Origin of the sequence: Bacteroides sp. (assembly GCF_029057325.1) — a bacterium.
Classification (GTDB): Bacteria; Bacteroidota; Bacteroidia; order Bacteroidales; family Bacteroidaceae; genus Bacteroides.
Window position 1 is genome coordinate 32,935 of sequence record NZ_JAICZW010000092.1, and the last position, 24,530, is coordinate 57,464.

Consider the following 24,530-nt stretch of genomic DNA (forward strand, 5'->3'; position numbering starts at 1 on the left):
AAAGTTATATGAAAAAGAGTCTATTCCTTCACCTTTCAGTATGGGCAATGCTGGTTGCATTTGCATGCTCCTGCTCCCACGAAACGGCAGATTATACCAATGCCATTCCTGCCGATGCTACCGAGTTGGTCTCCATCCACTTGAAGCCTATCGCCGAAAAAGCGGGCATCAATGATAAAGAGAATAAAGAAGCGCTGGCAAAGCTGACCGACGCGATGAAAAGCGGCATGAATGCAGCCACCTACCAACAAGTGGAAGCCGTCATGAAAAATCCCGCCAAATCGGGCATAGACATAAACGCACCCATCTACCTCTTCAGCGCACCCACCTTCGACTATCAGACCGTAGTGGCAAAAGTGAACAACGAAGAGGACTTGAGGAGCTTTCTGGAAATAGCTCAGAAAGAGATTTCAGATACTCCCATCACAGAAAGCGACGGCTACAGCTTTATTCAAATCAACAAGCAGACGTTACTTGCCTTCAACGCCTCCACCCTGCTGATTGTGGACTATAAACGGGCCGCACAGCTTGAAAAAGCAAAAGAAGGCATCACCGCCATCCTGAAACAGACGGCAGAAAACAGCATCAATCAAAGTGGCGCCTTCCAGAAGTTGCAGAAGCTAAGCGGAGAAATCAAGATGTTCGTCTCACCCTCCAGCACCTTGGGGCTGTATGCCAAGCAGTTCGACTTCGCCCTGCCGAAAAACAGCGACACCAAAGACTTTATGGGATTGGGAAGCATCTCTTTCGAAAAGGGAAAGATAGAAATGCAGATAGAAAACTACACGGAAAATCCGGAAGTGAAAGCATGGCTGGACAGACTTGACAAAAACACCTGTCCTGTGGAGAACAATTTCTTGAAGTATTTCCCCAAATCCACCATCGCCCTGTTCAGCGTGGGTGTGAAGGGAGAGGAGTTCTACAACATGCTGCAAGAGAACGAACAGTTCCGCAACGAGTTTTCCATCACCCGGGCCGCCGAAGTAAAGAATCTGTTCAGCAACTTCCAAAAGGACATTACCATAGGCCTTATCAATGTAACGATGTTCAACACCCCCTCCATACTTGCGTATGCCAACGTGAAGAACGGTGATTCTCTGAAAGCCCTCTATGAAAAGAAAAGCGAACTGGGACTGAAACGCGGAGAAGACATCGTGAAGCTCAACGAAGACGAGTATGTTTACAAGTCGCGTAGCCTGCACGTGTTCTTCGGCGTGCGCGACAAGCAGATGTACGCCACCAACGACGAGCTGCTGTACAAGAACATCGGCAAAACCGTTTCCCCGTCTGCCAAAGAGACCGATTACGTCTCTACCCTGAAAGGGAAACGTGCGGTTTTCGTCATCAATGCGGAAGAGGTCATGGAGTTGCCCGTCACAAAGATGATGATGGAATACACCCGAAATGAATACACTCCTTACATAGCCTTGGCCAAAAGCGTCTCTTACCTGGAGGTGAGCAACGATGGAGACAAGACAGCCCTCGTCCTGCACCTGAAAGAAAAGAACGTGAATGCACTGAAGCTGCTGACAAATCTCGTCAAAGAATTTGCCGGAATGTAATAGTAGGTAGGTGTATCAAGCGACATAATGATAGATTTTAGGCACGGATTACACGGATTTACACGGTTTTCTTCTTGATTAATCTGTGAAATCCGTGTAATTCCGTGCCTAAAAGAAAGTGAGACACATGTTTTGACACACCTACCTTACCACCTACCACCCATCACTTACCACCAATGAACCATATCCATTTACAACAAACGCTTCCTCAGGTATTTGCCGACCGTGACACCATCATTTCTGACATCTGGCATCAGGACATCACCCTGCACAAAGGGAAGCGTTATCTCCTGAACGCCGTTTCCGGCACCGGCAAGTCATCGCTTTGCAGCTATATCTATGGCTACCGTCACGACTATCAGGGCATCATCAACTTCGATGAACGCAACATCCGCTCGCTATCCGTCCACGAATGGGTAGAGACACGTAAGCACTCACTCAGCATCCTTTTTCAGGAGTTGCGCCTCTTCACCGGACTGACCGCCTTGGAGAACGTGGAGCTAAAGAACCGCCTGACCGGATTCAAGAAGAAGAAAGAGATTCTCACCCTTTTCGAAGCCCTCGGCATTCTCGATAAAGTAAACATAAAAGTAGGGAAACTCTCGTTCGGACAACAGCAACGGGTGGCCTTCATCCGCAGCCTCTGCCAGCCCTTCGACTTCATCTTTCTGGACGAACCTGTCAGCCATCTGGACGACCGGAACGGCCTCCTCATGAGTCGCCTGCTTACAGAGGAGGCGGAACGTCAAGGTGCCGGCATCATCGTGACCTCCATCGGCAAACATCTGGAGCTGGCGTACGATGAGACCTACAACCTATAACCTTTTAACTCTTAATTCCTCATTTCTAATTCTTAATTCCTCATTCAAATGCGTCTTCTTTGGAAACTTCTCCGCCAGCATATCAGCATCGGCCAATTGACCGGTTTCTTTCTTGCCAATCTTTTCGGCATGATGATTGTATTGTTGAGCATACAATTCTACCGCGATGTACTCCCCATCTTCACTCAAGGCGACAGCTTCATGAAGAGAGAGTATATCATCGCCACCAAAAAGATAAGCACTCTTGGCAGCTTTGCCGGGAAAAGCAACACCTTTTCCAAAGACGAGATACAAACACTGAAACAGCAACCGTTCGTCAAAAGCGTGGGTGCCTTTACCCCTACCCTTTTCAAAGTCTCAGCAGGATTGGGCATGGAGAAGGCGGGTATCCACCTCTCCACGGAAATGTTCTTTGAATCTGTTCCCGACAAGTATGTGGACGTCAACCTGGACAAATGGCATTTCGACAACGAGACAGGGAGCATCCCCATCATCATCCCACGCAACTACCTGAACCTCTACAACTTCGGATTCGCGCAAAGCCGAAGCCTGCCCAAACTATCCGAAGGAGTGATGAGCCTGATACAAATGGAAGTCAGCATGCGCGGCAACGGACGTGTGGAGCAATACAAAGGCAACATCGTAGGTTTCTCCAACCGCCTGAACACCATCCTTGTCCCTCAATCGTTCATGGATTGGGCAAACCGCAACTTCGCCCCCGACGATGAAGCACAACCTTCGCGTCTCATTGTCGAAGTGAAGAACCCGACAGACACCGCCATTGCCGACTACTTCCGGCAGAATAATTATGAAACGGAAGGCGATGACCTGGATGCCGGAAAAACGACCTACTTCCTGCGCCTCATCACCGGCATCGTCATCGGCGTAGGAATGTTCATCAGCCTACTTTCGTTCTACATCCTGATGCTAAGCGTATTCCTGCTGCTGCAAAAGAACACCACGAAACTGGAAAACCTGCTATTGATAGGCTACAGCCCCACCCGGGTGGCCCTCCCCTACTACCTCTTGACTACAGGATTGAACCTGCTCGTCCTGCTTCTTGCCATCGGCGGTGTAGGCATTGCACGCAGCTACTACACGGCACTCCTCCAAAATTTGTTTCCGTCCTCAGGAGGCGGTTCATTCTTGCCTTGCATACTGACCGGCTGCCTGCTGTTTATTGCCGCATCGCTACTGAATATGCAGGCAATACGCAAGAAAATAATGCAGATTTGGAGAAAGGAATGAAAAGATATCCCCCGGTTTGACAGACACTTGCGTCTGTCCTCTCAAACACTTGTGTCTGTCGTCTCAAACACAAGTGTTTGTCGCGTTGGACACAAGTATCTGTCAAGCAGTCTTTCCACACCTGACTATCAGCGCATTAGTACATATCCAAAAGTGAATCTGCGAATTGAATTCCACCAACGGGTCTCTTCAAACAGAAAAGATGAGAACTTAAAATCAAATTATTGCCCCCCAAAAAGAAACTCTTCCGATATTTATTGGTAATATTGTCCGCAATTAAAAACTTAAATGATACACAAATATGAAAAGAAAGAAATTCTTATCGGTAATGTTGCTGTGCCTGCTCGCCACGACGATGCAGGCAGCACGTGTGGATACGGTATGGGTAAAAAGTCCGTCCATGAACAAGGATGTGAAAGTAGTCTATGTGTTGCCTGACAAGGCACTGGACAAGAAAGCGTGCCCGGTGGTCTATCTGTTGCATGGTCATGGCGGCAATGCCCGCAGCTGGATATTGCTGAAACCGGAACTGCCGCAAATAGCGGACGAGAAGGGAATTATCTTTGTCTGTCCGGACGGCAAGAACAGTTGGTATTGGGACAGCCCGAAGAATCCCGCCTACCGTTACGAGACGTTTGTCGCTTCGGAGCTGGTGAAATATACGGATGAACATTACGCCACGATTCCCGAAAAAAAAGGGCGTGCCATCAGCGGCCTGAGCATGGGCGGACACGGTGCGTTGTGGCTTGCCATCCGCCATAAAGAGCTATTCGGCGCGGCAGGCAGCATGAGCGGAGGTGTGGACATCCGCCCGTTCCCGCAAAATTGGCACATGAAGGAGCAGTTGGGCGAGTTCGCCTCCAACAAGAAGGTGTGGGACGAACATACGGTCATCAACCAGTTGGACAAGATTGAAAACGGTGACCTGGCACTGACCATCGACTGCGGCGAGGGCGACTTCTTCCTGGAAGTGAACAAGGAGTTACACAAACGCCTGCTGGAACGGAAGATAGACCACGACTTTACGACCCGTCCCGGCGCACATACCGGAACGTATTGGAACAATTCGATAGATTATCACATCCTCTTCTTCGACAAATTCTTCAAGAAATGATTTCAACGGATGCGCACGGCACGGCCGGCACGCGCATCGATGGAGCTGGCAATGGAAGTAGCCTTCAGCAGACGGCTGCTTTCAGTTCCGGCCGGTTGCATACTTCCGCTAATGATGCCGAGGGCGGTGGAAAGCAAAGCTTCGTTCGGATCCCCGAAAGGCAGGAAGCGTGCCATGTCGCCCGTTTCGCTGATGTTATATTCCGGACATGTGGGCGCAAATCCCGCTTCGTAGTCCGATTCCCCTTCCGAATTGTATATCTTGCAGACAATGGGGCTCATGGTAATCATCAGTTCGGGATTGGAGAAAGTGATGGAACCCACGTTCTTGCCTACGGTGGTGGAACCGATAACGACCACATTCATATAGGGTTTGAGGCAGTTGATGACCATTTCGGAAGCGGATGCGGTCCGGTTGCTTGTAAGCACATAGAGGGTCTTCAGGTTCAGGTTCGCACCGTTCCCGATGAGGTCGGAGTTCAAGGTAAGTGTTCTTGTCTGCGGATGGAAGCGGCTGTTGAATTCCAGATAGCCCAGCTCCTGGCCCAGAGCGGCGGAAGGCGCAAGCATCGTACACATCAACTCGGCACAACTCACCAGCCCGCCGTTGTTGTAACGCAGGTCGAGAACAAACTCGTTGACCTGTTGTGAAGCGAAATCCCGGAATGCACTGCGTAAGTCATCGTCATATTCATGACCATCATCCGTGAGACCGGAACTGAAATGGTTGTAAACTAAATAACCTATCCGCTTGTCATTGAATGTATATACCTGCTTGTAGTGCACCGGATTGTCGTTTATGGGGCATGCCGATGCGATTCGCCGCTTGTCAGAAGCGATGATGGAGTTGCTGCCCGCATCGTAACGGCCGATTGTCAGCTCCATGGCACCGCCGCCATACAGTCTCTGGTAGTTCTGTTCGGTAATGAACTCCCCGTCCATCTGCAAAAGCCAGTCTCCACGTTCCAGTCCGATTTCCGAAGCGGGACTTCCATCGGCCACATAAAGAATTTGCGCGAAGACAGCACTCTCCGCCTCTTCCACTTCCACCCGGTTGACGGAAAACTGAAAACCGTAACTATACTCTGTTTGCGGAATGCTGCGGACGGCGGCTGTTCCGGTGAGGCTGTCGATGACAGAAAACCTGTCCTCTTTAGATTTCAGCGAGGCAAAGAACGTGAACGGAGGCTGAAAATAGTTCAATCTATCGGTATGAGGTATCTCATCAGCCCAAAGATACCACACGCGCATCGTATCGTCAATCCAACGGTCGGTTTTGGTCTGTTCTGAATACGCCTTCCAACGGTCCTCTCCACAGGAAGTGAAACAGGCGGGAAGTATCAACGCCCCCACAATGAGTATTAGTATGTTTCTTGCTTTCATGGGGGCAAAGATAGGAAATAGCTTGTTTATCTGCTACAAATTATGATATAAAATTCCTCACCGCATCTCACCGTTTCCGCACTATTTTATATCCGATGGCGGCAATGAAGATACTCATCAACGGACTAATCAGATTGAAAAAACAATAGGGAAGGTAGGTCATCGTGGGTACACCGAGAATGGTGGCCTGTGTCATGCCACAGGTGTTCCACGGAATCAACGGAGACGTCACGGTGACAGCATCTTCGGTGGTACGGCTCAACAAACGGCTTTCGTAGCCTTTCGCCCGATATGTTTCGCTGAACATTTTCCCGGTAAGGATGATACTGATATACTGGTCGGCCGTTGCCAGATTCAGAAACAGCCCCGACCCCACCGTCGAAGCCACCATACTGGCGGTGCTTTTCATAAAACGCACAAAGAATGAAGTGATGCTGCCCAACATGCCGCCGGCGGTCATCGCTCCTCCGAAACACATGGCGCAGAGTATAAGCCAGATGGTATTCATCATGCCCGTCATGCCTCGTGTGGCAATCAATTCTGTCAGCATGCCGTTATCGGTCTGCAAGTTCGTATTGGCATAGAAAGTGGTCATGATGCCTTTGAATATCTTTTCTTCGCCGGAAATCTCCAGCAACAAATCGGGCTGAAAAACAAGCGCGAATACACCCGCCAGCAAGGTGGAAAGAAACAGGGTGATGATGGCCGGCACCTTACGCGCTATGAGTATGCCTGTGGCAACGGGTACTGCCAGCAGCCAGAGAGTGATATTGAACTTCGCGCTCAAAGCGGTGGTAAATTCCGCAATCTGTTCCGTGCTGCTTGTCTCGCAAGTGAGCCCCATCACAGTGAAGATGACAAGGGTAATGAGCAACGAAGGAACGGTGGTTATCATCATATACCGGATGTGACTGAAAAGAGGGGTGTCGGTAACGGACGATGCCAATATGGTGGTGTCCGATAAGGGGGAAATCTTGTCTCCGAAATAAGCGCCCGAGATGATGGCACCCGCTATCCACCCCTCCTCAAACCCTTGCGCTTTGCCTATACCCAACAAGGCGATGCCAATGGTGGCTATGGTGGTCCAGGAACTGCCGGTCATGACCGATACCAATGCGCAGATAACACAAGTGGATGTCAGGAAGAAATCGGGATGGATAATCTGTATGCCATAGTAGATGAGCGTGGGAACCACTCCGCTTATCATCCACGCGCCACTCAGCGCACCTATAATCAGCAAGACAATGATGGCTGTGGCAACACCTGCGATATTGTTGGTAATGGCCTGCTCGTAATCCTTCCACGGAATATGATAAAAGGCCATGCCGATAAAGATACAGAGGGAAGTGGTGGTGAGCAGCGATACCTGGCTGCCACCGCTGAGGGCATCGCTTCCAAACGTATGAATCGTGGCAAACAACATTCCCACCAAAAAGAATATGGGAAGAAGAGAAACAAAAGGCGAAGGTATTTTCTTTTCCGGCTTCATGCTATTCTGTTTTTTTATTTCAGATTGTCTTTTAATATTTCCAAAGTACACCCGCTTCGTATATATAATGTATAAAGCGAAGGCCAAATAGTAACGCAAAGATATAACAAATATCGCATAAAAATACCGCTAAAGTTTTCCTATATGCAACATACACCCTTGAAAAATAAAAAAGAAGCCCTTTAATGCATATATATTGCATATATAATCCATACAATCTGTCATTGAAGTGGAAAACACCGCTACAAAACCGGTGAAACAAATGCGAAAAGCCAGCCTTTTCTCACTCTCTTTTTTATTTATAGAAGTTAAAGGAGTTAGCCCCGATGTTCTTGCGTATGATACCGTTGTTGAAGTATCGGCTTTAACTCCTAAGCCGATTTATCGGTTGATAGCTCCTTGTAACTCCTCTAACTCCATTTTATGAAAAAAACGTTCTTGAAGCCGAATGATGCGAAATATATTGTTAAAGAAATAAAAGTATGATTTTCGTCTCTGTCCGATGCAGTATTTTTGTGACCGTTGCATTTGATAGATAAGCACGTGTCAAAAGAACGAATGGAAGAACAGGAACTGGCAGAACGTTGTGGAACAGGAGATAATCTTGCTCGCAAAGAGCTATACGAACGCTATGCGGGTCGTATGCTCTGCGTATGCCTTCGTTATGTAGGCGACAGGGAAACGGCTCAAGACCTGACGCACGATGGTTTCCTGAAACTATTCGATTCTTTCGACAAGTTCACGTGGCGGGGAGAAGGCTCCCTGCGTGCATGGATGGAACGCATAATGGTGAATACGGCGCTACAATATTTAAGGAAAAATGATGTGATGAGTCAGGCCTCGGTTTTGGAGAATGTCCCTGAAGCATACGAAGAACCGGATGCTTCCTCCATCGACGTTATTCCGGAGAAGGTACTGATGCGGTTCATCAGCGAGCTTCCTGCCGGCTACCGCACCGTATTCAACTTATATGTATTTGAAGAAAAATCCCATAAAGAAATTGCCGGATTATTGGGAATCAATGAAAAATCCTCTGCTTCGCAATTGACGCGCGCCAAGGCTTCTTTGGCGACGAAAGTACGTGAGTGGATAAAAGAAAATGCTTGAAAGAAGGAATGTATGGAAGATGAATTGTGGTTGAAAAAAATAAAGAACCGGTTAGAAGACTATTCCGAACCGGTACCCGCTGCCGGATGGGAGCAGTTGGAAAAGAAAATGTCTGCAACCGGAAAACCGATGCCAGTACAGCATCGGATGATACCTTTCCGTCATTGGATAGTAGCTGCCTCAGCTGTATTGCTGGTGGCCGTGTCATCTGTCAGCCTGTGGTTGCTGCAAAGTCATATAGGCGATGAAGTGCGGAATACGTCTGCATCGGCTTTGGCGGTGCTTCCTGACAGGCTACCGGAACAAGTGATGCCCGCCATGCAGACCAACCCGGCGGAACCGGTCATCCGAACGAACGGAAAAGTGCCGGCAACACCCCATGCACCAAGGCACTCCCTGGTGTCGCAACATATCAACATCCTGACAGAAGGCGAAGGGAACAAATCGGAAACAGAGACGTTGCCAATTGAAACAAGAGATGAGACCAAAAACAAGGAGAGGAACGAAAGCCGACACGCAACCGAAGAACAGTGGCAAACGGAAAGACCGACAACGGAAAACAGCGATCGAAAGGAACGTTATCGCCCGTCGGGACGTGAAAAGCTGCATCTTCCCGCCAAAAGCAAGCCTGCTTCCAAATCCGGTTCCCAAGGAGTAGGGGTAGGATTGTTTATAGGGAATATGGGAGGACTTTCGTTGACCAACGGAGGAGATTTTCAGGATGCCCCGTTCAACAGCTCAATTAGCAACAACATAAATCTCCCATCCAACGCCAATGGCATTGTCGTGATCCCCGAAGGACAAGAATTGGTCTTCAAAAACGGCTTGCCATATATACAAAACCGTGAGAGCCGAATTGCCGACATCGACCATAAACAACCGCTTAGCTTTGGTATCTCTGTCCGCAAAAACTTACCGAAAGGTTTTTCGGTAGAAAGCGGACTGACATATACATACCTTGCTTCAGACATAAGATATGAGGGAAGCGCCGTAAAGACAAGCCAAAAGCTACATTATATCGGCATACCGATACGTGGAAACTGGAACTTTGTAGATACAAAGAACTTCACGGTGTATGTTTCGACAGGAGGTGCTATCGAAAAATGCGTCTATGGCAAGATAGGTACCGAGAAAGAAACGGTGAAGCCGGTGCAACTCTCTGTAATGGGAGCTGTCGGTGCCCAATACAACATAAGCGACAGAACCGGATTGTATATAGAACCCGGCGTATCTCGTTTCTTCGATGACGGCTCGTCTGTACAAACAATACGCAAAGAGAATCCCTGCAGCTTCACGTTGCAGGCAGGCATACGACTGACTTATTGATTTATATCAAAAGGCGACGATTCACCTATCGTGACATTTATAACATTCCTCGCCGATGTAGGGCTGCACTCCGGTGCAGCCCTACATCGGCCGTTGACATGCAATTGAGCAACTTCTCCAAGGTACATCCATACAAGCTATTGAATTTCAAACAAGTAAAGCAATTAAACTGCTACATTCCAAGCAAAAGGCTTTATAGGGAATTAAAAGAAGTCATCGCTCCGTCGGAAATCCAAGATCGACAGTTTTGTTCAGACAAGGTAAAGTATCGGCTGACAACTCCTTTCCCCCCCCTCCCACTTCTTCAAATGAAAGTCGTGTATTTTTCGATAGTCAAACAGAATTGAATTGTGAAAAAAGGAATTATTCGGGAGTTAACAGGAGTATTCGCAGGATATTTCTGTTTGACTATAAAAATATCCTTAAAATCCTTTGGAAAATAACAGGAAGTTTTTATCTTTGCAAGAGAATTAAATATGTAATAATTACAAGTTTGGAAACAGGGATAATATGGATGCAGTAAAACGATTGCAAGACTACCACATCAAGCCTTCCGTGCAGCGAATAGCCATCATGAATTATCTGATGGAGCATCGCACGCATCCCACTGTGGATGAAATCTATACAGCGTTGTCTCCGGCCATGCCTACCTTGTCAAAAACGACGGTATATAATACCTTGAAATTACTAAGTGAACAAGGAGCCGCCAAAACGCTGACAATAGACGAGCACAATACGTGTTACGATGCAGATACCCTACCGCATAGCCATTTCCTGTGCAAACGTTGCGGAAAAATATTCGATGTGGAGGAAGACTGCAACATCAGGAAAAAAATAGATATGGAAATAAACGGTCACAATATCCAAGAAGTTCACTACTATTACAAAGGTATCTGCAAACATTGTACAGAAGAAGAACGTTTAAATGAGATAAAAAACAACTAATTCTATTAATTAAAATCTGAAAAAAATGAAAAAGTTTAGATGCACAGTCTGCGGTTATGTACATGAAGGAGACGCAGCTCCTGAAAAGTGTCCGTTGTGTAAAGCTCCGGCAAGCAAATTCGTTGAAGTGGAAGAAACTGCCGAAGGCGGTCCGCTGGTATTCGCTGATGAGCACGTTATCGGCGTAGCCAAAGGTTGCGACGATGAAATGATTAAAGACCTGAACAACCACTTCATGGGCGAATGTACCGAAGTCGGCATGTATTTGGCAATGAGTCGTCAGGCTGACCGTGAAGGCTATCCTGAAGTAGCCGAAGCCTTCAAGCGCTATGCGTGGGAAGAGGCAGAACACGCTTCCAAGTTCGCCGAACTGCTGGGCGACTGCGTATGGGACACCAAGACCAACCTCGAAAAGAGAATGAACGCCGAATCAGGCGCATGCGAAGACAAGAAACGCATCGCTACACGTGCCAAAGCACTGAATCTGGATGCCATCCACGATACAGTTCACGAAATGGCTAAGGACGAGGCCCGTCACGGAAAAGGTTTTGAAGGTTTGTACAACCGCTACTTCAAGAAGTAATCGGATAGTTCCATAAAATCAAAGAGAGGGTGCTTCAAGAGAATTTTGAAGCACCCTCTTTGTCATTTTGACTACTCTGAATAAATCTCCCGAATGATTTCCTTCGCACCATTCATCACCGCCATCTTGACATTGTCATCTGCCTTTATAGAAATAGTCATATTCTGCGACTTGCCTTTATAGCGTATGACCGCCTGAGTCAATTCATCCAGCGTCAGATTCTTCAACGTTTCAGAAAGCTGCTTGCCATCGGAACGGAGAAAAGTGACTTCTATGGGCAAAGGCACATCCGATGGAGTACGGTATTTTGCCTGATTCTTATAAATACGAGGTACTTTTTTATAAACCGCTATCGGCAACAAACTATCTGGAGCCGCATCACCATACTGCGCACGGATTTCAGCATGCACCTGCTCGTATGCCTCCTTGATTACCCGAAGAGACGAACGAACCGCAAACACTGTGGAACCATTGTCATAACGGACACACAGCTTAGGTAACTTTGACCTGTCATTCTTCTCCAACGCCTCCCGATATCTCTTTCTCAAAATATCCGCCCAGCGCAAGCGTAACTGCCTCGTGTCCTGCACTCTATCATTCCCCAACATCAGTTGGTCTTTATAATTAATGAAAAACTGCCACAAAGATTCCCACTCCCACGAATCGGCCGTCTTGCCTGGATAAGCCTCCTCCGTCTTCCGTTGGAAATACTGTTCCAGCAGTTCCCATTCGTCATAGCCGATAGAGTCTTGCACTCCCATCCCGATTGTTGTACACTCCGATTTCACCATCTGTGCTACCGTTTCCCTCACTTCCGGCTGCGCAAACGCCATCAGCGTCCCGGCAGCCACAGGCACGAACAACATTACCTTCAACCGTGCCCAACTGTTTGTTCTTCTTTTTAACATCATATTGATACGATTTTTAAGTTTACTGTGATTGAATCCGTTCGCCATAGAGTAGAGCCTTGTGCCAACAGATTTCTTCACAAGTAAAAGTTGATATTGAGTTGCATCGATGCCGTATGTAAGTACGCCGTTGTCCGCCTCAAATTCGTGCAGTTCGCGCAAATCGCGCATCAGCAGCCAGACAGCCGGATTAAACCACTGCACCACCAGCAGCACTTCCATCCACAGCAAATCCAGTGTATGCCGATAACATAAGTGCATCTGCTCGTGCAGCAAGATTTCATCGGCATAGTTATCGTAATCTTCCTGAGACAATACGATGAATTTTCCCCAACTGAAAGAAGAGATCTTCTCCGGGCAAATAATCAGCTGATATTTGCCACAATCATGCCGGGGATAGCGCCAAATCAGTTCGAACATCCGCCAAGTAGAGAATAAGAAGAAAAGAAGCAGGCAAGCCACCCCCACCATATAGAGAATTCCAAGCACTGCAATCCAAGGGAAACGTCCTGTCATCCGAACAGGATAAGCCTCCTTTTCAGCCATCTGCCGTGAGTCGGAAACCTCCATACAGAAAGCCGTTTCTCCCCTTTCGCGACTGCTCTTGCCAACCAAAGCATCATCACGCTCCTCCTCTACCAATAGATGTCTCACTGCAGAAACAGGCTGCTGCCACAACCCGCTCCCCACTCCATCCAACTCTATGAAAGGCAACACCACGCAAACCCATGTCCCCACCAACAATAAGACCCGGTTGGCACGAAACAAAGTGTCTCTTCTGAAGAATATCCGGAACAAAAAATGGAAAATCGTCAGACAGCATGCCGATTTAAGCAAATAAAACAACAAAGGTCCCATAACCACCTCTATTTATCAGTTTTCTTACTCTCTATTTTTGCAATCAATGCCTTCAATTCATCCAAAGGCATACCTTCTTCCTCAATAAATGAAGACACGACATTTACAAACGAATTATCGTAGTATTGTGCCACCACATCGTTCAGGGCAGACCGTTTGTAGGCTTTCTCTGTTACCAAAGCATAATACTGATAGGTATTCCCGTATGCTTTATAGCCTACAAAGCCTTTCTCCTCCAACCCACGAACCAATGTAGAGACAGTGTTGTAGTGAGGTTTAGGCTCTTTGTAAAAGGTCAACAATTCACGGACAAACATGGGCCCGTATTGCCAAAACACCCGCATGATTTCTTCCTCTTTCGCAGTCAATCTTTTCATAAATATATTGCATTTCATTTGTAAAACATCGCAAATATAGTAACTAATTCCAGACAAACAACTAACACAAATAGTTATTCAACTAAAAATATAAGTAGCTTAACTATTTTTATTAGTAGTTCTACCTTTCGCAACAATTCAGTTGCTTTACCTGATTGAAAGCCAATTGCATTTACCCCAAACCATATTAAACAAGAAAAGGAGAGACATCTGCCTCTCCTTCATCCATGAATTTTCTATATAAACTAAAATCATATTATTCTTTCGCCTTCGGCAAAACGGCATTCAGCACGATGTAACCTAACACTCCCGCAACAATAGTGCCTACCAACACACCGAATTTAGCCTGATTCAGCAACTCCGGATATACTCCCGCAAACGAAAGATTGGTGATGAACAAGGAAACCGTAAACCCGATGCCGCCCAAAAGGGAAATACCCGTAAGGTTTTTCCATGTCATTCCCATAGGCATCGGGATAAAACCGCTCTTGATGGAAAGCCACGTAAAAGAATAAATGCCCAAGAACTTACCCACGAGCAAACCACCAGCCACCGCAATGCTGACATCGCCAATGATGTTTCCACCACCGCTGAAGACAACTCCCGCATTGGCAAACGCAAACAAGGGAAGAATGACGAAGTTTACCGTACCATGCAGATTATCTTCCAATGACTGCAAGGGACTGATCACATAATCGGACGCGCGTTCCACCTTCTTCAAGGTCGCAATCTGATCGTTGGACAATACGATTTTGTCTGAATCGCTGACTGGGAAAGTACCGATAATCTCACGGATGCGATTGATATATTTACCCGCATCCAAACGCGGACGAGCCGGTATGACAAACGCCAGTATCACTCCTGAAATAGTGCTATGAATGCCCGACTGAAGGAACAAATACCAAATTATCAATCCGAAGAAAAGGAAGAATATCTTTTGCGTCATACCGCACTTGCCTGCATAATAGAGGAAAACATAAAGAGCCGCAGCCGCAATCAGATAACCGTAAGCCACTTCCGAACTGTAGCAAATGGCAATCACCAAGATGCCACCGATGTCATCGACCACCGCGAATGCTGTCAAGAAAACCTTTAGACTCAACGGCACCCGCTTACCCAACAGACTGAGTACTCCCAACGAGAAAGCGATATCCGTTGCCATCGGAATGGCCATACCCCTCGCTTCCGGAGAATCGAAAGGCACAATCAATGAATAAATGACAACCGGCAGCACCATACCACCACACGCTGCGATGAAAGGCAAAGCCGCCTTGCGGAACGAAGAAAGCTCACCCACCAGCAATTCACGCTTTATTTCCAATCCCACCGTCAAGAAGAAAATGGTCATCAGGCAGTCGTTAATGAATTCAATCACCGTCAGCGGATGCCCGCCATGAGAGAGCAAATTGAAATCTCCGATGCGCAGATACAATTCTTGAGCAAGAAAATCCTGATACATAGGAGCTAACGGAGAGTTGGCCAACACGGCAGCCACAATAGCCGTCAGAAACAACAGGACACTTGCCATGATATTCACTGACGCAAAACTTTTCACGGAACGCAATCTAACCATAATCATATTTTTTTAAAGATATACTTATACTACTGTCAATCCAGTTTCAGCACCGCCAAGAAAGCCTTCTGCGGCACTTCCACATTACCAATCTGCTTCATCCGCTTCTTGCCTCGCTTCTGCTTCTCGAGCAACTTGCGCTTACGGCTCACGTCACCACCATAACACTTCGCCGTCACATCCTTACGGACCGCCTTAATCGTCTCGCGAGCAATAATCTTCGCACCGATGGCCGCCTGAATAGCGATTTCAAACTGCTGACGGGGAATCAGGTCCTTCAACTTCTCACACATCCGGCGTCCCAAGTCATAAGCGTTGTCGAAATGCGTCAATGTAGAGAGGGCATCTACCGGCTCACCGTTCAACAGAATATCCAGCTTCACCAGTTTGGAAGGACGGAAACCATTGGGATGATAGTCGAAAGAAGCGTATCCTTTGGAGATACTCTTCAATTTGTCATAGAAGTCGATAACGATTTCTCCCAACGGCATATCATAATATATCTCCACACGGTTACCGGAGATATACTCCTGTTTCACCAACTCACCGCGCTTGCCTAAGCAGAGGGTCATGATAGGACCGATGTAATCGGTGGCGGTAATCACCGAAGCACGGATATAAGGCTCTTCAATGCGATCTATCAACGTAGGATCAGGCATGCTTCCCGGATTATGCACCTCTATCATTTTCCCCTGTTTATCATAAATATTATAAGAAACATTGGGTACCGTTGTAATTACATTCATATCGAACTCACGGTCCAGACGCTCTTGCACAATCTCCATGTGAAGCAATCCCAAGAATCCGCAACGGAAACCGAAGCCCAGAGCCAACGATGATTCTGGTTGGAAGGTCAGTGAAGCATCGTTCAACTGAAGTTTCTCCAACGAAGCACGCAAATCTTCAAAGTCCTCCGCCTCAATGGGGTAAACGCCGGCAAACACCATCGGCTTCACCTCTTCAAAGCCCGCGATAGCCTCCTTACAAGGACGTGCGATGTGCGTAATCGTGTCGCCCACCTTCACTTCCCTGGAAGTCTTGATGCCTGAAATAATATACCCTACATCACCGGTCCGCAACTCCTGACGAGGTATCATATCCATCTTAAGTACACCTATCTCGTCCGCATCATACTCCTTACCCGTATTGAAAAATTTCACCTTATCCCCCTTGCGGATGACTCCGTTCACAATCTTGAAATAAGCGATAATCCCCCGAAAGGAGTTGAATACAGAGTCAAAAATCAATGCTTGTAGCGGCGCTTCTTCATCTCCCACCGGATGGGGAATACGTTCGATGACCGCCGCCAATATTTCTTCCACTCCCATACCCGTCTTACCGGAAGCACGGATAATTTCCTCACGCTTGCATCCTAGCAGTTCCACAATCTCATCCTCCACTTCATCAGGGTTGGCACTCGCCATGTCACACTTGTTGATAACCGGAATAATCTCCAAGTCATGCTCGATAGCCATATAAAGATTGGAAATGGTCTGTGCCTGCACACCCTGCGACGCATCCACAATGAGCAAGGCTCCTTCACAAGCCGCAATGGAACGCGACACTTCGTACGAGAAGTCCACGTGTCCCGGTGTATCAATCAGGTTCAGGATATATTTCTCACCTTTATAGGTGTATTCCATTTGTATGGCGTGGCTTTTGATGGTAATGCCCCTCTCCTTCTCAAGCTCCATATCGTCCAACATCTGTCCTTCTGTCACTTGTATGGTATGGGTAAATTCCAATAAGCGGTCTGCCAAAGTCGATTTACCATGGTCGATATGGGCTATGATGCAAAAATTACGTATCTTATTCATTGTTAATCAGAATCTTTTATTTAGGTTCGCAAAGATAGTGAAAATAGGACAAATAAAAAAGATGCGTTGATAACATATTCATGTACCAACGCATCTTTTTATGACATACTAAGTTATCTCTCGCTTAATTCAGCTTTACGAACAATTCGCCTTCTACCTCAGAAGTGGAAATTTTGTCCTCTCTCAGCAACCAGCCCATTCCAAGGAAAAAATCCTTGTCAATCAATTTAGTCGCTTTCTTAATTTGCTTGTGAGTCAAGCCATCTGTGCCATTCAGTGCATTCCAAATCTGTCCTGCAACTTTTCCAGCCTTTTCTTTTAACATTTCTATTTGCTTTTAGTTCAACGTCACCGCCACCGCCAAGCAAAGGAGGTGTCAGCGTTTTTATTTCGTTGCAAAGATAAGCAATTTTATGTTATACAACATATTATTAAATATCTTTTTCTATCCAAGAGACCGAATAAGTTCTATTTTCTTACTCTTGCCGTGCCTTTTTCAAATAATCGGCCCATATTCGCGCAGCCTCCTCTACCATTCGGACACACGGACGTTTGGCATAATACTGCTCCGTCCGTGCTTCGGGAACGGAAGAGCCTTCCGCTTTTTTCAATCCCAATAATTCAGCACACACCATCGAGCCGTTTCTTTTCTCAAACTCAGCCGCCAACTCCTGTACCAACGCATAGTTTGCAGCCTTTCCTGCACGGTCGCTTCCCTCCACGGCACATTTTTCCAATCCCGCCAGCAAAAACATGCCGCATGCGGCACCACACGTCTGGCGCATCCGTCCGATGCCTCCGCCAAAAGACGCCGATATACGGAACGCTTGTTCTTCCGTAAATCCATACATATCGGCAAAAGCCCCCACAACCGATTGGGAACAATTATAACCGCTCTTGAAAAGCGCTACCGCCTTCTCTACTCTATCTTCCAATTCCATACTCTGTTTTTCTTATCGGTTCAAGTTTCATATATCTTTGACATACTGTCAGTAAACCAATGGACGGACATACATTTCTTATCTCATGCTTCTTCGACATCCTGTATGATTTACAATAACGTTCATCGGCGAATTTACATATTAATACTTACATGACCAAACATATAAAAGACATATACGGAGCACGGCACTTTATTTAAAGAAGACCCGTTGGCGGAATTAATTTGCCAAACAACTTCCCCGACTTTTCTTAACACACTGATTATCAGATATTGAAAAATGAGTTGACAAACACTTGTGTTCAACATGACAAACACTTGTGTTCAAGCTGACAGACACAAGTGTTTGAGACGACAGATGCAGGTGTCTGTCAAGCAGGGGAATAAGAGGAATTGCAGAAGTTATTTCCTTGTTGATTTAATTCTGCCAACAGGTAAGAAATTATTCAGGAATTATCAGCCCACCACTAAACTGCCGACACCAGCAACATCACATTCAGCACCGTGACAACAATTGCGATGGCATAAAGCACAAATGTGCTCCATTTGCTGTTCACATACTGCCCCATCACCTTGCGCGAGGAGGTAAGCCCCACTTGCAGGAACACCGTAAAGGGCAACTGGATGCTCAGCATCGTCTGCGAAATGAGCAGTCCCTTGAAGGGGTCGCCAATAAAGAATATCAGTAGCAGCGCAATTCCCAACGAAAGTATCACCCCCGCCTGCGAATGACTATCCTTGATATGATAGGACTCCCCGAAAATACCGGCAAAAATAGAACCTGCCGCCATACCGCTGGTAATGGTGGAAGAGATGCCCGCCATCAGCAACGCCAATGCAAAGACAGCCGCCGCTCCCCCTCCAAGCAAAGGTTCCAGCAAGGATTTCGCCTGTTGCAATTCCTCCACCGGAATCCCCTCCTTAAAGAAGGTGGCCGCAGCCAACAATATCATGGCACTGTTAATAGCCCATCCCACAACCATGGAAAACAGCGTATCAAACAGCTCATACTTCAGCACCTTACGGATGGAGGCATCGTCTTTTTTATTATACTCATGACTCTGTATCACTTCCGAATGGAGAAAAAGGTTGTGCGGCATCACAACTGCCCCAAGCACACTCATTATTATCAGCATGCTTCCCTGCTGGAACGAAGGTGTCACCCATCCCCGTGCCGCCAACGGCCAATCTATCTTCACCAGAAACAGCTCATAGATAAACGAAAGACCGATGACCGACACAAACGCAATGATGGCACGCTCAATCTTCTTATAAGAATTGGTGAACAGCAGGATAAGAACAAACACCGTAGTCAGCACGGAACCCCATGCAACAGACAGTCCGAACAGCATCTGCAAAGCAATGGCACCACCCAATATCTCCGCTAACGACGTAGAGATGGAAGCAAGCACCGCCGTACCCAATATAGGCCTCGACACCCAAGAGGGCGTATATTTAGTAGCCGCTTCAGACAAACATAAACCGGTCACAATGCCCAAATGCGCCACATTATGCTGCAACACAATCAGCATCATAGTGGATAGCGTCACCACCCACAGCAACGAATAGCCAAATTCAGAGCCCGCAGCAAAATTGGAAGCCCAGTTCCCCGGATCGATAAAACCCACCGTCACCAACAGACCGGGGCCAATGTACCTGAAAACATCCAGCCCGTCCAAATAACGCTTGTGGTCTCGCCGCCTCAAGTCTTTCAGAAGATTTTTCATGATGATTCTTTGTTTTCTGCTTGCACTGACAACAAATCAAACCGGCCTTATGTTCAAGATAAGACATAAAGATATAAATCAGGCACGGATAGCAGGACTACACCGATTTTTCTTTTCTTGAATCCGTGTATTCCATGCAATCCGTGCCTCTAAAAGAAAACCCTGCAAGAGGTCCTTAATACCCCATCTCGTGCAAAGCCTTGCACAATTGGTCGGGACAGGAAGTGGGACGCCCGCCGCAACGGATTCCCTCCAGACGGGCAAGCACCGTTTCCACCGGCATGTCCTTCACCAGGTGAGAGATTCCCTGCAGGTTTCCATTACATCCTCCCCAAAACGCCACTTTCTTCACAATTCCATCTTCCACATCAAGTTCGATGTTAGTGCTGCATGTCCCTTGAGTCTTATATGTATATGTCATTATTCTGCGCTTTCTTCCGGTTTCATGTTGGTATAAACCGTCTGCACATCATCAAACTCTTCCAGACGTTCTACCATCTTGTCGATCGTTTCGCGTTGTTCGGGGGTTACGTCCTTCAAATCGTTAGGGATGTAAGTGAACTCACCGCCGACATCTTCAAAACCACACTCTTCCAAATGTTTCTGAATGGCGGCATAGCTCTTCGGGTCACCATAGATAGTGATGGTGCCCTCTTCTTCATCCTCTTCAAAGTCTTCCTCTACGTCATAATCAATCAAGTCAAGAATGAGTTCTTCCATATCGGTGTCTTCTTTCTTCTTGAAAGTGAACACACATTTGTGGTCGAACAGGAATGCCAACGAACCCATGGTTCCCAGATTTCCACCGAACTTATTGAAAACAGAACGCACATCCGCTACCGTACGGGTAGAGTTGTCAGTCAACGTATCTACAAACACAGCCACACCGTGAGGACCGTAACCCTCGTATGTCATGCTCTTATAGTCGCTCTGATCCTTACCCATCGCATTCTTGATGGCACGTTCAATATTATCCTTCGGCATGTTTTCACGCTTACAAGTAGCGATAACCGAACGCAACGTCGGATTGTTCTCCGGTTCCGGACCACCAGCCTTTACTGCGATAGCAATCTGTTTACCCAGTCTCGTAAAGGTCTTAGCCATGTGACCCCATCTTTTCAATTTGGCAGCTTTTCTATATTCAAACGCTCTTCCCATTGGAACTAAAATATTTATGATTTATGATTTTAGATTTATGATTTCAAATTTCAGATTTATGATTTCAACTATTTGAAGTATGCCTTCACACCGCACAGCAAATCATAAATCTGAAATCTAAAAATCTTCTCATCTCAGTTTCGCACCCAGCTTGTTCTCCAGGTTAGCGACCAACTTCGACATGATTTTGTCAATTTGCTTATCATTCAGTGTCGCAGTCTCATCCTGCAACAGGAAGCTGACTGCATAGCTCTTCTTTCCAGCTTCCAGGTTCTTCCCTTCGTAAACGTCAAACAGCTCTACGTTCTTCAGCAGTTTCTTTTCTGTTTCGTAGGCTATTTTCTCTATCTCGGCAAACTGCACTTTCTTGTCGAGCAACAATGCCAAATCACGTTTTACGGCAGGGAATTTAGAGATTTCCTTATAGCTGATCTTCACATTCTTGATAGCCTTCAGCAGTTCTTTCCAACTCAAATCGGCATAATACACTTCGTTGTCGATATCAAAAGCCTTCAACAATTTCTTCGTTATTACACCGAAAGTGGCCAAGCGCTTTCCGCCCCTTGTCTGCACGGAAAGTCCGGCAGCATAAATATCATCGGTCAGATTGCCGACAACCAAATCGTGCATCTTCAAGCCCAGACGGGTAAAGATATTCTCCACGTATGCCTTCAACTCATATACCGTGCTGTTTTCATCAGGATGTGCCCACGAATTCGCTACTTTTTTACCGGTCACCCACAAGCCTAGATGGAGTTCTTCGGAATAGGCAGCCAGCGGTTTTTCGGGATTCTTCCTCTCCTCGTCATATCGGTAGCAGTTGCCATATTCAAAGAACTTCAAGTCGGCATTCTTGCGGTTGGCATTGTGCGAAATGCTTTCCAATCCACCGAACAGCAACGACTGACGCATCGCGTTCAAGTCCGCACTCAACGGATTCATCAACATCACCAGATTCTTTGAAGGATAGGATTCCAAGTTGTCGTAATAGGCGGCACGTGTCAACGAATTGTTCAAAATCTCATTGAAACCGCAACCCACCAATTGTTCGGCAACCAAATTCTGCAACTTGTTCGATTTATCGTATTCGCCCTTTGTGGTCAGACAAGACTTCAGTGCAGTGGGAATCTCCACATTATTATATCCATAGATGCGCAAGATATCTTCTATCACGTCGCAATCGCGCTGCACGTCCACCCGATAAGGAGGAACATCCAATGTCAGTCCTTCGGCTGTTTCGTTCACAATCTTCATTTCCAGACTGGTCACGATACGCTTGATGGCATCCACAGGAATCACTTTACCAATCAGCGCATGCACCTTCTCGTATGAAAGTTCCACCCTGAAGTCTTTAGCAGGTGCTGCGCACACATCTTTTATTTCGGAAGAAATAGTACCTCCGGCAAGTTCCTTCACCATCAAAGCGGCAAGCTTTAGGCAATAGATTGCGCCATTCGGATCAATTCCTCTTTCAAAACGGAAAGAAGCATCGGTGTTCAGTCCGTGGCGACGGGCGGTCTTACGCACCCACGTCGGATGGAAATAGGCACTCTCCAGGAACACATCCTTCGTGTTTTCCGTTGAGCCGGAATCCAATCCGCCGAACACACCGGCAATGCACATAGCCTCTTCTTTGTTGCAAATCATCAGGTCACGTTCGTTCAACTTGCGTTCCACACCGTCAAGGGTCACGAACGGTGTTCCTTCCGGCAGGGTCTTCACCACCACTTCACCACCTTTAATTTTATCGGCATCGAAGCAGTGCAGCGGTTGACCAAAAGCATGTACGATGTAGTTGGTAATATCCACTACATTATTAATAGGACGCAGGCCGATAAGACGCAACTTGTTCTGCAGCCACTCCGGACTCTCCTTCACCGTCACACCTCTCACCGTGACACCGGCATACCGGGGACACGCCTCGCCGTTCTCCACGGTCACATTGATATCCAACTCATGGTTTTCTACCGCAAAAGCATCCACTGACGGTTTCTTCAAAGCGGTCTGCTTGCCGTTTTGTACCAAGTAGGCATACAAATCACGTGCCACCCCATAGTGCGAGCAAGCATCGGCACGGTTGGGGGTGATATCCACCTCCAGCACATAGTCGCTCTTGATGTTATAATAATCTTTGGCAAGCGTACCCGGAACAGCAGTGTCAGGCAACACAATGATACCCGCATGGTCTGTACCGATACCAATCTCGTCTTCGGCACAAATCATACCGACAGATTCCACACCGCGAAGTTTCGATTTCTTGATGGTAAAACATTCGTCACCGTCATACAATTTCGTACCCAACGTAGCAACCACCACTTTCTGTCCGGCAGCCACGTTCGGAGCGCCGCATACTATCTGCACGGGGTCGCCCTGTCCCAGATTAACGGTCGTCACGTGCATGTGGTCAGAATTCGGATGAGGTTCGCAAGTCAGCACCTCGCCGATGACCAGTCCTTCCAGTCCGCCTTTGATGCTCTGCACTTCCTCCACACTGCCTGTTTCCAATCCGATGGAGGTCAATGCCGCAGCGACTTCATCCGGTGTCAGGTCGAAATCAACATACTCTTTCAACCAATTATAAGAGATATTCATATCGTTATTTTTTTATTGTTTTCAAAAGTGACCCGCAAAGTTAATAAGATTTTCTAGTAGAAAAGGGAAAAGATCCAAGAAATCTTTGATTTGATGGATTCTTTTCCCTTTTCCAACTATTCCTGCCTGAATTTACTTTAATACATTCATTGCATTCGCCCCCAACGCTCCCAATATGGCAGAAGCGACGGCTATCACTACTTTCAAAATTTTATCCAAAACGTTTTTTTTCATAGATTTTCTCTTTTCCATTAAATAAAGTGCAGTTTTATCCCAAAGGATTATCTCCGGCATCCCCATTGTCGCCGTCGCCCGTGTTTCCATCGTTATCGGCATCATCCGCCTCTTCCGTTACTATTCCCGTCCACTTTTCGAACTCCGCTCCCTGAGTCAGGGCACGCGTGGTGCCGATAGCGGCCGGGCGCGTATATTCAGGCGTAAACTGACAGCGCAAGGCCGTCACTTGATTGGGATTCACCTCTTCAGGAGTCGCCACCCCTTTGCCTCGCGTACGGGCCTTCATGGTGAATGTCCCCAACCCGTCCAGTCTCACCGACCGGCTGTTCAACAACTGGCTGCGCATCACCGTCATCAAGTTGCGAATCACGTTGTGCACATCACCCGGTGTCAGCGAAGACTTTTCGGCAATCATCTCGCCCAACTGTTGTACATCCACTGCTCTTCCCACCTTTTTCAGGCTCAGGTGCCAAAGTTTCTCCCCTTTCTTCGTCGCCAAAGACGACTGTCTTGCATAATAAAATAAAGGCATACTCTCTTTCTCCTTTTACATTTTTGGTTCAACATTAATTTTATTCGTTTCGTTGATCAACACTGCAAAGGTGCGGATAGATATGCACATAAACAAAGAAAACAACCCCGCTGGAGCTGTTTTCTCAGAAAATTATATAAACAACTAATTTACAATTAGATTAAAAAAAATGCGCAAGTCTGCCATATCACCGCATTTATATATCATTATAATGATAGTTATATCGTTATTCAC

The 24,530-nt window shown here is 46.8% G+C and carries 22 protein-coding genes; 8 read left to right on the forward strand and 14 right to left on the reverse strand.

Annotated elements, in window-relative coordinates; all coding sequences use genetic code 11:
* The first annotated feature begins 8 nt into the window (after positions 1-8).
* The 4 genes from K2G43_RS05490 to K2G43_RS05505 all read left to right on the forward strand — a co-directional run bounded on the left by K2G43_RS05490 (position 9) and on the right by K2G43_RS05505 (position 4,745).
* Positions 9-1,562, forward strand: a complete 1,554-nt coding sequence (locus K2G43_RS05490; RefSeq protein ID WP_300153400.1) for a DUF4836 family protein — start codon at positions 9-11, stop codon at positions 1,560-1,562.
* A gap of 176 nt (positions 1,563-1,738) precedes the next feature.
* On the forward strand, positions 1,739-2,383 hold the full coding sequence (locus K2G43_RS05495; protein WP_300153402.1) for an ATP-binding cassette domain-containing protein: 645 nt from the start codon (positions 1,739-1,741) through the stop codon (positions 2,381-2,383).
* Positions 2,384-2,431: 48 nt separating this feature from the next.
* Positions 2,432-3,631 (forward strand): ABC transporter permease, encoded by a 1,200-nt coding sequence (locus K2G43_RS05500; RefSeq protein ID WP_300153404.1) that lies wholly within the window; start codon positions 2,432-2,434, stop codon positions 3,629-3,631.
* A gap of 301 nt (positions 3,632-3,932) precedes the next feature.
* Positions 3,933-4,745 (forward strand): alpha/beta hydrolase family protein, encoded by an 813-nt coding sequence (locus K2G43_RS05505; RefSeq protein ID WP_300153406.1) that lies wholly within the window; start codon positions 3,933-3,935, stop codon positions 4,743-4,745.
* 2 nt (positions 4,746-4,747) lie between these two features.
* On the opposite strand, the gene K2G43_RS05510 is transcribed toward K2G43_RS05505, so the two are convergent.
* Positions 4,748-6,127, reverse strand: a complete 1,380-nt coding sequence (locus K2G43_RS05510; protein WP_297644516.1) for a S41 family peptidase — start codon at positions 6,125-6,127, stop codon at positions 4,748-4,750.
* 67 nt (positions 6,128-6,194) lie between these two features.
* Positions 6,195-7,715, reverse strand: coding sequence for a Na+/H+ antiporter NhaC family protein (locus tag K2G43_RS05515; protein ID WP_300153408.1), 1,521 nt, complete (start codon positions 7,713-7,715; stop codon positions 6,195-6,197).
* A gap of 459 nt (positions 7,716-8,174) precedes the next feature.
* On the opposite strand from K2G43_RS05515, the gene K2G43_RS05520 reads away from it, so the two are divergent.
* The 4 genes from K2G43_RS05520 to K2G43_RS05535 all read left to right on the forward strand — a co-directional run bounded on the left by K2G43_RS05520 (position 8,175) and on the right by K2G43_RS05535 (position 11,577).
* Positions 8,175-8,723, forward strand: a complete 549-nt coding sequence (locus tag K2G43_RS05520) for a sigma-70 family RNA polymerase sigma factor (RefSeq protein ID WP_297644513.1) — start codon at positions 8,175-8,177, stop codon at positions 8,721-8,723.
* Between the two features lie 12 nt (positions 8,724-8,735).
* The gene (locus tag K2G43_RS05525) at positions 8,736-10,049 is read left to right on the forward strand and encodes an outer membrane beta-barrel protein (protein WP_300153410.1); all 1,314 of its coding nucleotides are present in this window, start codon (positions 8,736-8,738) and stop codon (positions 10,047-10,049) included.
* A gap of 510 nt (positions 10,050-10,559) precedes the next feature.
* Positions 10,560-10,994, forward strand: a complete 435-nt coding sequence (locus K2G43_RS05530; RefSeq protein WP_300153412.1) for a transcriptional repressor — start codon at positions 10,560-10,562, stop codon at positions 10,992-10,994.
* Positions 10,995-11,019: 25 nt separating this feature from the next.
* Positions 11,020-11,577 (forward strand): NADH peroxidase, encoded by a 558-nt coding sequence (locus K2G43_RS05535; protein WP_300153414.1) that lies wholly within the window; start codon positions 11,020-11,022, stop codon positions 11,575-11,577.
* Positions 11,578-11,648: 71 nt separating this feature from the next.
* On the opposite strand, the gene K2G43_RS05540 is transcribed toward K2G43_RS05535, so the two are convergent.
* The 12 genes from K2G43_RS05540 to K2G43_RS05595 all read right to left on the reverse strand — a co-directional run bounded on the left by K2G43_RS05540 (position 11,649) and on the right by K2G43_RS05595 (position 24,296).
* Positions 11,649-13,343 carry a M56 family metallopeptidase gene (locus K2G43_RS05540; protein ID WP_297645568.1) on the reverse strand — a complete coding sequence of 565 codons (1,695 nt, stop codon included), beginning with the start codon at positions 13,341-13,343 and terminating at the stop codon, positions 11,649-11,651.
* A gap of 8 nt (positions 13,344-13,351) precedes the next feature.
* Positions 13,352-13,720: a BlaI/MecI/CopY family transcriptional regulator gene (locus K2G43_RS05545; RefSeq protein WP_300153416.1), complete on the reverse strand. Its 369-nt coding sequence runs from the start codon at positions 13,718-13,720 to the stop codon at positions 13,352-13,354.
* A gap of 256 nt (positions 13,721-13,976) precedes the next feature.
* Positions 13,977-15,293, reverse strand: a complete 1,317-nt coding sequence (nhaA, locus tag K2G43_RS05550) for a Na+/H+ antiporter NhaA (protein ID WP_300153428.1) — start codon at positions 15,291-15,293, stop codon at positions 13,977-13,979.
* Between the two features lie 35 nt (positions 15,294-15,328).
* Positions 15,329-17,110, reverse strand: a complete 1,782-nt coding sequence (lepA, locus tag K2G43_RS05555; RefSeq protein WP_297645462.1) for a translation elongation factor 4 — start codon at positions 17,108-17,110, stop codon at positions 15,329-15,331.
* Between the two features lie 124 nt (positions 17,111-17,234).
* Positions 17,235-17,435: a winged helix-turn-helix domain-containing protein gene (locus K2G43_RS05560; protein ID WP_297645464.1), complete on the reverse strand. Its 201-nt coding sequence runs from the start codon at positions 17,433-17,435 to the stop codon at positions 17,235-17,237.
* 151 nt (positions 17,436-17,586) lie between these two features.
* Positions 17,587-18,051 carry a C-GCAxxG-C-C family protein gene (locus K2G43_RS05565; protein ID WP_297645467.1) on the reverse strand — a complete coding sequence of 155 codons (465 nt, stop codon included), beginning with the start codon at positions 18,049-18,051 and terminating at the stop codon, positions 17,587-17,589.
* A 466-nt stretch (positions 18,052-18,517) separates the two neighbouring features.
* A complete protein-coding gene (locus tag K2G43_RS05570; protein WP_297645620.1) occupies positions 18,518-19,777 on the reverse strand; it encodes an Nramp family divalent metal transporter in 1,260 nt (419 codons plus the stop codon).
* A 175-nt stretch (positions 19,778-19,952) separates the two neighbouring features.
* Complete coding sequence (locus K2G43_RS05575) at positions 19,953-20,198, reverse strand: TIGR03905 family TSCPD domain-containing protein (protein ID WP_297645617.1); 246 nt, start codon at positions 20,196-20,198, stop codon at positions 19,953-19,955.
* Positions 20,198-20,935 carry a YebC/PmpR family DNA-binding transcriptional regulator gene (locus K2G43_RS05580; RefSeq protein WP_300153420.1) on the reverse strand — a complete coding sequence of 246 codons (738 nt, stop codon included), beginning with the start codon at positions 20,933-20,935 and terminating at the stop codon, positions 20,198-20,200. The genes K2G43_RS05575 and K2G43_RS05580 overlap by 1 nt, the downstream gene beginning before the upstream one ends.
* Positions 20,936-21,064: 129 nt before the next feature.
* On the reverse strand, positions 21,065-23,527 hold the full coding sequence (gene pheT, locus K2G43_RS05585) for a phenylalanine--tRNA ligase subunit beta (protein ID WP_300153422.1): 2,463 nt from the start codon (positions 23,525-23,527) through the stop codon (positions 21,065-21,067).
* A gap of 132 nt (positions 23,528-23,659) precedes the next feature.
* Entirely contained in the window at positions 23,660-23,761 is a 102-nt protein-coding gene (locus K2G43_RS05590) for a smalltalk protein (protein WP_300153424.1), read from the reverse strand.
* Between the two features lie 34 nt (positions 23,762-23,795).
* A complete protein-coding gene (locus K2G43_RS05595) occupies positions 23,796-24,296 on the reverse strand; it encodes an HU family DNA-binding protein (protein WP_297645518.1) in 501 nt (166 codons plus the stop codon).
* Positions 24,297-24,530: the final 234 nt, after the last annotated feature.